We start from the raw sequence: 9,229 nt of genomic DNA, 5'->3' as shown, positions 1-9,229 counted from the left end.
ATGGCGCTGCTGGATTGGATCGCCCCTGAGAGTGGGCTGCGAATCGAGGGTGATGGCGTACGCCTTCGACCTCCGCGCGCGACCGACTATCCTGAATGGCGCGACCTGCGCGCCCGCTCTCGGGATTTCCTGCAGCCTTGGGAGCCCACCTGGCCCGCGGACGATCTGAGCCGTGCGGCCTTCCGACGCAGACTGACCGCCTACGCCCGCGACAGGGAGGCGGGCACGGCCTATCCGTTCTTCGTCTTTCGCGCCGAGGATGACGCCCTGACCGGCGGCATCACCCTGTCCAACGTGCGGCGCGGCGTCGCTCAGATGGGGTCGGTGGGCTACTGGTGCGGCCAACCCTTTGCCCGCAAAGGACAAACCCTGGCCGCCGTGCGGATGCTGAGCGTCTTCGCCTTCCGGACCCTGGCGCTTCACCGCCTCGAGGCCGCCTGCGTCCCGCACAACGACGCCTCCCGCCGGCTGCTCAACCGGGCCGGGTTCAAGGAAGAAGGTCTCGCGCAGGCTTATCTGAAAATTAACGGCGTTTGGCGAGACCATGTCTTGTTCGGCCTTGTGTCGCCCTTGCGGGCTCACGAAGGGTTGGGCGACGGAGTGTCGGTCTAGCCGACGCGTTTGCCATTTTAACGTCTTGAGGCGATGCCGAGCGATCGTTGGATCTGGGACGCCACCACAACGCTAGAAGCGTTGGGCGCCGCCGACGTGGTCCTCTGGCTCTGGGAGCCGGAGAAGGACCGCATGCGCCTGACGGGCGCGTCGCGCGCCCTTGGCCTCGGCCCGCTCGCCCCCGAATGTTCGTCCGCCGCCATGCGCGCCCTGGCCCTGCCACAGGATCGGGCCATGGCCGACGATGTCCTGCGCGTTCAGGAGCCGGGCTCGGAGATCGCCGTGCGCCTGCGGATGCGCGGCGGCGGGGTCTGCATCTGGCGCGGCGTCTGGCTGGAAGAGGGACTGCGCGCCGCCGGCGTGGTGGCGCCCGAGACCAAGTTCGCCGCTTCCGATCTCGACAACCTCACCGGCCTGCTCGACCGCAAGAGCTTCGTCACCCGAGCGCGTGAGCGCCTGCAGACGCCAGGGCATCACGAACTGGTGGTCGCCGATCTTGACCGCCTGCGCCGCCTGAACGAGGCCCTGGGCCACGAGCGCGCCGATTTGGTCCTGGCCGCCCTGGGGTCGCGCCTGGCCGCGGCCTTCCCGCCTGGAGCCCTGCTGGCGCGCGTGGGCGAGGATGAGTTCGCGGTCCTCAGCCCGGTCGCCCGCCCCAGCGCCGCCGAGATCCTGCGCCAAGCCCTGGAGCAGCCCTTGCGGGTCGCGGGCTTCGACATCCATCCGACCCTATCCATCGGCGCGGTCGAGGCCGTGGGCGGCGAGGACGCGCCTGAGGCCGCCGAGTTGCTGCGCCGGGCCGAACTGGCCGTGGAGTCCGCCAAGAGCGGCGGACGGGGCGGCGCGGCCGCCTATGGCCGCGGCCTGGAAAGCGACGGCCTCTCGCGGTTGGCGCTGGAGAGCGACCTGCGCGGCGCCATGGGGCGCGGCGAGATCGTCGCCTACTATCAGCCGATCGTACGGCTCTCGACCGGCGCTCTGTCCGGCTTCGAGGCCCTGGTCCGCTGGCGCCACTCGCGTCGCGGCCTGCTGACGCCCGACCAGTTCCTGCCGCTCTGCGAAGAGATGGGCCTGATGAGCGAGCTGGGCGCGCGGATGATGCGCGAGGCGGGCCACCAACTCGCCGTCTGGCGCCGCGACCACCGCGCCGCGGGCGAACTCACCGTGGCGGTGAACCTCTCGACCGGCGAACTCGACCGCCCCGACCTGATCTCCGACGTCCTGGCCATCCGCAAGGAGACCGGCCTGCCGCCGGGCGCGCTGAAGCTGGAAGTCACCGAAGGCGACGTCATGCGCGACCCCGACCGGGCGGCCGTGGTGCTACGCAACCTGCGTGAGGCCGGCGCGGCCCTGGCGCTGGACGACTTCGGCACCGGGTTCTCGTCGCTCAGCTACCTGACCCGACTGCCCTTCGACACCCTGAAGATCGACCGCTACTTCGTGCGCACCATGGCCACCAACGAAGGCTCGGCCAAGATCGTCTCCTCCGTGGTCAAGCTGGGTCAGGACCTGTCGCTCGAAGTCGTGGCCGAGGGCGTCGAGAACGCCCAGATGGCTCGCCAACTTCTGTCGCTGGGCTGCGACTACGGCCAGGGCTTCGGCTACGCGCCGGCCCTGTCGCCCCAGGAGGCCGAGGTATATCTGAACGAAAGCTACGTCGACGGGGCCGCGCCCGTGAAGGCCCGCGGCTAGGCCCGCCCGGCGGTCGCGGTCAGCAGGCTGGCGTCGACACCGAGCTTGGCCAGAGCCTTGCTCCACTTGCGACCATGATCGCCGTCGAAGATCAGGCCTTCGTCGGCCTCGCAGGTCAGCCAGACATTCTCGCGGATCTCGCGTTCCAACTGGCCGGGTCCCCAGCCGGCGTAGCCGAGCGCCAGCAGGGCGCGGCGCGGCGCGGAATCGTGACCGGCCATGGCCTCCAGCACCTCGCGCGTGGCGGTGAGCGACACTCCGTCGCCGATCGCCAGGCTGTGATCGCCGGCCATGTAGTCGTCGGTGTGCAGGACGAAGCCGCGCTCGCGCTCCACCGGCCCGCCCATCAGCACCAGGTCGGGCGGAATCTCGATGGCGGACTTGACCTCCAGCCGCTGCAGCAGGTCAGGGACGGTCAGGCCCTCGACCGGCCGGTTCACCGCGATGCCCATGGCGTGGCTCTCGTCGTGGGCGCAGATCAGCACCACCGCGCGCTCGAAGCGGGGATCGCCGATGCCGGGCATGGCGATCAGAATCTGGCCGGAGAGGAACGCGCCGTCTTCCATCCCCAGCAGATTTGAACCGGAACGCGGCGCTTTCAAGCCTTGAAGCGCGTTATGGACGTTGAAGAGGAACGTATCCGCGTTATCTGGTGCGCAACGCCACTCCGGAGAGAACAAGATGACCATCAAAGTCGGTGACAAGCTGCCCGCCGCCTCCTTCGCCGCCGGCACGGCCGAAGGTCCAAAGCCGATGACCACCGACGACGTGTTCGCCGGCAAGACCGTCGCCCTGTTCGCGGTCCCTGGGGCTTTCACCCCAACCTGCTCGGCGCGCCATCTGCCGGGCTTCAAGGATCACGTGGCCGACTTCCGCGCCAAGGGTGTCGACACCATCGCCTGCGTCTCGGTCAACGACGCCTTCGTCATGAAGGCCTGGGGCGAGAGCCAGGGCGTCGGCGACGACATCCTGATGCTGGGCGACGGCAACGGCGATTTCGCCAAGGCCGTGGGCCTGGAGATGGACGCCTCGAAGTTCGGCATGGGCGGCCGCTCGCAACGCTATTCCATGCTGGTCAAGGATGGCGTGGTCGCCGAGCTCAATGTCGAGCAGGGCGGGGAGTTCAAGGTCTCGGCCGCCGACTACCTGCTGGCGCAGCTCTGAGGTCAGGTTAGGGCCGCGCAGGCCGCGGCCCTAAATTTCCACGGACTAACAGAACGCTAATCACACCACGCTAGGGTGTCCGTCGGGCAAAATGCCCGCGGTCGCCCTTGGCGGCCGACCTGAAAAATCGGGTCTGCCCACGGATGTCGCTGAACAGCGTCAACACGAACGTCGGCGCGATGGTGGCTCTGCAGAGCCTCAACGCGATCAACGGCGAGATGATGCAGGTCCAGCGGCGGATCAGCACCGGCCTGCGCGTGGCCAGCGCCAAGGACAACCCCGCCATCTGGGCGATCGCCCAGAACCAACGCGCCGAGTCGCGCGGCCTCGACGCCGTCATGGCGTCCCTGCAGCGCGGACAGTCGATCGCCGGCGTGGCCATGGCCGCCGGGGAATCGATCTCCGACATGCTCGCCGAGATGAAGAGCCTGGCGCTCTCGGCCCAGGACTACGACCCCGGCGATCCGGCCCGGACAGCGATCAACGACAACTACCTCGCTCTGCGGCGACGCATCGACGTCGCCGCGGCGAACGCCGAGTTCGACGGCGTGAACCTGATCTCGGCCGGAGGGACCGGGCGGGTCCGGGCGCTGGCCAACACATCGGCCACCGATACGATCAATGTCGATCACGTGGATCTGTCGACCACCGGCAGCCTGTTGAGCGGCATACGCGCCGACCTGCTGGGCGCTGTGACGTCCACCGACACCGACAACCTGGCCAACGCCATGAAGTCGGTGAACTCGGCCGTCGCGCGGCTGGGGACCGGGTCCAAGAGCCTCGACATGCACCTGAAGTTCGTCGGCAAGTTGCAGGACACCATCGACGCGGGGATCGGCAACCTGGTCGACGCCGACCTGGCCAAGGAGTCGGCGCGGCTGCAGGCGCTCCAAGTCCGCCAGCAACTCGCCATCATCTCGCTTCGGATCGCCAACGACGCGCCATCCATGCTGCTGCAACTCTTCCGCCGCTGATACGCGGCTTTCTTGACTCCGGTATCAGGCCGTCCGCACACTTCGCGCCGAGCGACCACAAGATCGCCGGGAGGACGCCATGCCCTACGTCGAAGGCCAGACCATCCACGACGCCGACAGCCACGTCATGGAGCTGCCGGGCACCCTGCATCGCTATCTCGATCCCAAGGTCCGGCCCGCCTTCATCGAGGCGACAGGTCGCAAGGACGTACTGCCGGAGTGGTTCGAGAAGGCCGACGCCAGGCACGACGACCCTGAGTTCCGGGCGGGCGACGAGGCCAACCTGCTGCTACGCAAGAACTACGAAGCCCTCGGCGCCTTCCGCAGCCAGGATCGGCCCAAGGCGCTGGACCTGTTCGGCTTCGCCAGCCAGCTGGTCTTCACCACCGCCTCGCTCAGCAACTACGGGCTGGAGGAACAAGGCGAAGTCGACCTGGCGGTCGAGTCCGCCCGCGCCCACAACCGGATGATGGCCGACTTCTGCTCGGTCGACCGCCGCCTGCTGGCCACCGGCTACGTGCCGCTGATCGACATGGCCCGAGCGCCGGAGATCGCCCGCGAGGCCATCGCCCTGGGCTGCAAGGGGATCGTCATCCCCTCGCGCCACCCCAAGGGCCACTCGCCGAGCCATATCGACCTGGACCCCCTGTGGGCGTTGGTGCAGGAGGCCGGCATCCCGATCCTTTTCCACGTCGGCGGGGAGGAGAAGATGCACAAGGACTATCTGGTGAACGGCGGTCCCCAGGTGCTGGATTTCCACGGCGGGGCGGAGAACTTCACCTCGCTGACCTTCATGACAATCCCGCTGTCGATTTGGCAGACTCTGTCGGCCCTGGTGATCGACGGCGTGTTCGACCGCTTCCCGAACCTGAAGTTCGGCGCCATCGAGCTGGGCGCCTCGTGGCTGCCCAGCCTGATGCGGTTCATGGACTCCGGCGCGGCGGCGTTCGGTCGTGAGGAGCGTCTGCAACGGCTCTCCGCCAAGCCTAGCGAGATCCTGCGCCGCCAACTCCGGGTCACGCCGTATCCGCACGAGGACACCGCCTGGATCATCGCCAATTCCGGCGAGGAGATGTGCCTGTTCTCGTCGGACTTCCCCCACATCGAGGGCGGCCGCAATCCGCTGAAGCGGTTCAACGACGCCTTGGACGGCGCCTCGGACCGTGCCAAGCGCGCCTTCTACCGCGACAACTTCATCGACCTGATGGGACGTGGCCTGGACCCAGCGCTGCACGACGCGTCAGGGCTCGTGGCCGCCTAGACAAAGCCGCCCCGCCTGCGCCAATGGCGCCATGACATCGGGATTCAAGGTCGAACGGCTCGCCTGGCGCGATCACCTGCTGGCGGAAATCCCGCTGCCACGCGGCGTGCTGCGCGTCACCCTGGGCCTCGGCTCCGGCCTGGCGCGAGGGCGGGGCGACCCGCCGGGCAGGCTGTGGGCCGTGGGCGACCGCGGTCCCAACCTCAAGATCAAGGTGGCGGTGGACGATTACGGTCTCGATAACCTGAAGCGGTTGCTGGATTTGGACGGCGCCAAGGTCATGCCGCTGCCCGACGTGGGACCGACCATCGCCGAGCTTCGAGTGACCGAGACCGCCGTCGAGTTCGTCCGGGCTATCCCGCTGATGCGCTCGGACGGCCGCCCGCTCTCGGGCCTGCCGCTGCCGGGCGGGGGCGAGGCGGAAATGGAGCCGACCTTCGATCTGGAGGGACGGCTTCGCGAGGCTGACGGCGGCGCTGACACCGAGGGTCTGGCCGTACTCGCCGACGGGAGCTTCTGGACCGCCGAGGAGTACGGCCCTTCGCTGATGAAGGTCGCGCCCGATGGGACGGTCACCGCGCGCTGGGTCCCCGAGGGCGTAACGGGCGACTGCAATCCCCCACTGACGGCGGTGCTGCCGGCCATCGCCACGCGACGGCGCCTCAATCGGGGTTTCGAATCCGTCGCCGCCTCGCCCGACGGCGCCTGGCTCTATACGGCCTTCCAGAGCCCGCTGGCTCACCCGGACAAAGGGGCCGGCGAAAGCGCGCGTCACGGTCGGATCTGGAAACTGGACGCCGCGACCGGCACGGTGGTCGGCCAGTACCTTTATCCCTTCGACCGCCCGGGCAGCTTCGAGCGCGACACAAACGAAGGTGACGTGAAGCGTCGCGATCTCAAGGTCTGCGAGCTCACCTGGATCGGCCCGGACCGGCTGCTGGTGCTGGAGCGGATTTCACACACCGCGAAGGTCTATCGCGTCGACCTGACAGGCCATCAGACGCCGCCCGTGCATCTCGACATCGAGACCCGGCCGGTTCTGGAGGCGATGGACCCCGACGACTTCGCGGGGATCGGCGTTTGGCCGCTGACCAAGACCCTGATCTTTTCCACCGACGCGGCCAAGGACGTCGCGCCCGACCTTGAGGGCATGGCGGTGCTGTCGGACCATGAGCTGATCTTGGTCAACGACAACGACTTCGGCATCGAAGGCGTGGAGACGCAGTTCTTCCGCGTGACCTTCGACGAGCCGGTGTTGACCTAGGCCCCTATCGCTTCGGCGCTGACGCTCTCCAGGTCGCCCGCGCCGTCCGTCACACCGTCGGCCAGGCCGGGGGCCTGGGCCAGGATCTGGCCGGCGTAGAGGCGGGCAAGGGCCGACTTGCTCTTCGACCAGTCGTCGGTCGCCGCGGCCGTCGCCAGGGCTTGGCGGGCCAGCATCCAGCCGCCGATCACGTCGCCGGCCAGCTTGAGATACGGCGTGGCGGCGGTCAGCGCGTTCGCGCCCTTGTTCTGCAGCAGCCAGTCGGTGGCCCGCTCCAGGGCCGCGACGCCGGCCTCGAGACGGACGCCCACCACCTCGAGACCGGGCGCGCCGGCGAGGCTCTCGGCGGTGGCCTGCATCTCCGCGCACAGCGCGTCCATGACCGCGCCGCCTTCCATAGGGACCTTGCGGCCGACCAGATCGATGGCCTGGATGCCGTTGGTGCCCTCATAGATCGGGGCGATGCGAGCGTCGCGATAGTGCTGGGCCGCGCCAGTCTCCTCGATGAAGCCCATGCCCCCATGGACCTGCACGCCCAAGGACGCGACCTCGACCCCGATATCGGTGGACCAGGCTTTGGCGATGGGCGTCAGCAGTTCCTGGCGCTGCTTGGCGGTGGTGCGCTCGGCTTCGGTGGGCGCGAGACGGGCGAGGTCGGCGCATACCCCGGTGGTCAGGCAGATGGCGCGGGCGGCCTCGATCTTGGCCTTCATCAGCGTCAGAGTGCGGCGCACGTCCGGGTGGCCGTAGATGGACCCGTCCGCCGACCAGGCCGCGCGGCCCTGGCGGCGCTCCTGGCTGAAGGCCAGGGCCTGCTGGAAGGCCCGCTCGGCGATGGCGACGCCCTGGACGCCGACCTGCAGGCGCGCGGCGTTCATCATGACGAACATGTGGGCGATGCCGTTGTTCACCTCGCCCACCAGCTCGGCGCGCGCGCCCTCGAAGAGCATGACGCAGGTCGGGGAGCCGTGGATGCCCAGTTTGTGCTCGATGGATCCGGCACGCAGGTCGTTGGCGACGCCCAGGCCGCCGTCCTCCAGCACGTCGCGCTTGGTCGCCAGAAACAGCGAAATCCCCTTCACGCCGGGCGGGGCGTCGGGCAGGCGCGCCAAAACCAGATGGCAGATGTTCTCGGCGGCGTCGTGATCGCCCCAGGTGATGAATATCTTCTGGCCGTGCAGCCGGTAGCCGCCCTGGCCGTCGGGCTCCGCTCGGGTGGTGACGGCCGCCAGGTCGGAGCCCGCCTGCGGCTCGGTCAGATTCATGGTGCCGGTCCATTCGCCGGAAACCAGCTTGGGCAGGACCAGCCGTTTCTGGCGCTCGGTGCCGTGCAGGTCCAAGGCCTCGATGGCGCCCTGGGTCAGCATCGGGCAGAGGCCGAAGGCCATGTTTGAGGCGTGGACCATCTCGAAGACCGCCAGTTCCATGGCCTTGGTCAGGCCCTGGCCGCCGTGCTCGGGATCGGCCGAGAGTGAATTCCAGCCGCCGGCGACGAAGGCCCGATAGGCCGCCGCGAACCCTGGCGCGGCGCTGACCACGCCGTTCTCGAAGCGCGCGCCGACCTGATCGCCCTTGCGGTTGAGGGGGGCCAGTTCGCTCTCGACGAAGGCGCCCGCGGCCTCCAGCACAGCCATCACCGTGTCCTGGTCGAGGTCCGGGAAAGCCTGGCCGATCAGGGCGGGATGACCCGCCGTCTGGAGGGACAGGGCGAGATCGCGGACCGGGGCGCGGAAGGTCATCGGGAGCTCCTTTGGGTTCGGGCGTTCTAGGGCATGGATCGGGGACGGCCAAGCCGGACGCGTGAGCAAGGCCAGGCGAAGATCGACGGCGACAGCCCGCCGCGTCGCGGTGTAACCACCGGGGCTGTGGATCAGGCCGCCGAATATCCCGACAGCCGCGTGGCGCAGGCCGTGCTTGCCCTGCGCGCCGGCCGCCTGGTGATCCTGCCCACCGAGACGGTCTATGGCCTGGCCGCCGACGCGGCCAATCCCGAGGCGGTGGCGGCGATCTTCGAGGCCAAGGGTCGGCCCAGGTTCAATCCTCTGATCAGCCATGTCGCCGATCTGGCCGTGGCTGAGACCCTGGCGATTTTCGATGACCGGGCGCGAAAGCTGGCGGCAGCCTTCTGGCCGGGGCCGCTCACCCTGGTCCTGCCGATCCGCTCTGACCTCGCCGTCTGCGACCTCGCCCGCGCCGGCCTCGACACCGTGGCCCTTAGGATTCCGGCCCATCCCCTGGCCCGCGCGTTGCTAAACGCGTTCG

At 68.8% G+C, this 9,229-nt stretch carries 9 protein-coding genes; 7 read left to right on the top strand and 2 right to left on the bottom strand.

Annotated elements, in window-relative coordinates; translation table 11 throughout:
* Together RMO04_RS02475 and RMO04_RS02470 are read left to right on the top strand one after the other, a co-directional pair.
* Positions 1–612: GNAT family protein (locus tag RMO04_RS02475; RefSeq protein WP_309643212.1), on the top strand; the 612-nt coding region annotated here is incomplete at its 5' end.
* Positions 613–645: 33 nt separating this feature from the next.
* Entirely contained in the window at positions 646–2,304 is a 1,659-nt protein-coding gene (locus RMO04_RS02470) for a bifunctional diguanylate cyclase/phosphodiesterase (protein ID WP_309643211.1), read from the top strand.
* On the opposite strand, the gene RMO04_RS02465 is transcribed toward RMO04_RS02470, so the two are convergent.
* Positions 2,301–2,870, bottom strand: coding sequence for a YqgE/AlgH family protein (locus RMO04_RS02465; RefSeq protein WP_309643210.1), 570 nt, complete (start codon positions 2,868–2,870; stop codon positions 2,301–2,303). The genes RMO04_RS02470 and RMO04_RS02465 overlap by 4 nt on opposite strands.
* A gap of 115 nt (positions 2,871–2,985) precedes the next feature.
* Here RMO04_RS02465 and RMO04_RS02460 point away from each other — a divergent pair, with 115 nt between their 5' ends.
* The 4 genes from RMO04_RS02460 (at position 2,986) to RMO04_RS02445 (ending at position 6,967) form a co-directional block, all read left to right on the top strand.
* Positions 2,986–3,468, top strand: coding sequence for a peroxiredoxin (locus tag RMO04_RS02460; protein WP_309643209.1), 483 nt, complete (start codon positions 2,986–2,988; stop codon positions 3,466–3,468).
* A gap of 143 nt (positions 3,469–3,611) precedes the next feature.
* Positions 3,612–4,442, top strand: a complete 831-nt coding sequence (locus tag RMO04_RS02455; protein ID WP_309643208.1) for a flagellin — start codon at positions 3,612–3,614, stop codon at positions 4,440–4,442.
* 79 nt (positions 4,443–4,521) lie between these two features.
* On the top strand, positions 4,522–5,703 hold the full coding sequence (locus RMO04_RS02450; RefSeq protein ID WP_309643207.1) for an amidohydrolase family protein: 1,182 nt from the start codon (positions 4,522–4,524) through the stop codon (positions 5,701–5,703).
* Between the two features lie 31 nt (positions 5,704–5,734).
* Positions 5,735–6,967, top strand: a complete 1,233-nt coding sequence (locus RMO04_RS02445) for an esterase-like activity of phytase family protein (RefSeq protein ID WP_309643206.1) — start codon at positions 5,735–5,737, stop codon at positions 6,965–6,967.
* Here the strand turns inward: RMO04_RS02445 and RMO04_RS02440 are convergent.
* Positions 6,964–8,706 (bottom strand): acyl-CoA dehydrogenase, encoded by a 1,743-nt coding sequence (locus RMO04_RS02440; RefSeq protein WP_309643205.1) that lies wholly within the window; start codon positions 8,704–8,706, stop codon positions 6,964–6,966. The genes RMO04_RS02445 and RMO04_RS02440 overlap by 4 nt on opposite strands.
* 180 nt (positions 8,707–8,886) lie before the next feature.
* Here RMO04_RS02440 and RMO04_RS02435 point away from each other — a divergent pair.
* The coding region (locus RMO04_RS02435; RefSeq protein ID WP_405041451.1) for an L-threonylcarbamoyladenylate synthase at positions 8,887–9,229 on the top strand (343 nt) is incomplete at its 3' end.

It is taken from the genome of Phenylobacterium sp. (assembly GCF_031412415.1).
Lineage (GTDB): Bacteria > Pseudomonadota > Alphaproteobacteria > Caulobacterales > Caulobacteraceae > Phenylobacterium.
The sequence above is the reverse complement of the archived record's forward strand: the minus strand, read 5'-3'. Positions and strand labels throughout refer to the sequence as shown.

What these genes read in the sequence shown, in the direction of transcription:
- RMO04_RS02470 (WP_309643211.1), top strand. Translation starts at nt 646, where the DNA reads ATGCCGAGCGATCGTTGGATCTGGGACGCCACCACAACGCTAGAAGCG.
- RMO04_RS02465 (WP_309643210.1), bottom strand. Translation starts at nt 2,870, where the DNA reads ATGGAAGACGGCGCGTTCCTCTCCGGCCAGATTCTGATCGCCATGCCC.
- RMO04_RS02460 (WP_309643209.1), top strand. Translation starts at nt 2,986, where the DNA reads ATGACCATCAAAGTCGGTGACAAGCTGCCCGCCGCCTCCTTCGCCGCC.
- RMO04_RS02455 (WP_309643208.1), top strand. Translation starts at nt 3,612, where the DNA reads ATGTCGCTGAACAGCGTCAACACGAACGTCGGCGCGATGGTGGCTCTG.
- RMO04_RS02450 (WP_309643207.1), top strand. Translation starts at nt 4,522, where the DNA reads ATGCCCTACGTCGAAGGCCAGACCATCCACGACGCCGACAGCCACGTC.
- RMO04_RS02445 (WP_309643206.1), top strand. Translation starts at nt 5,735, where the DNA reads ATGACATCGGGATTCAAGGTCGAACGGCTCGCCTGGCGCGATCACCTG.
- RMO04_RS02440 (WP_309643205.1), bottom strand. Translation starts at nt 8,706, where the DNA reads ATGACCTTCCGCGCCCCGGTCCGCGATCTCGCCCTGTCCCTCCAGACG.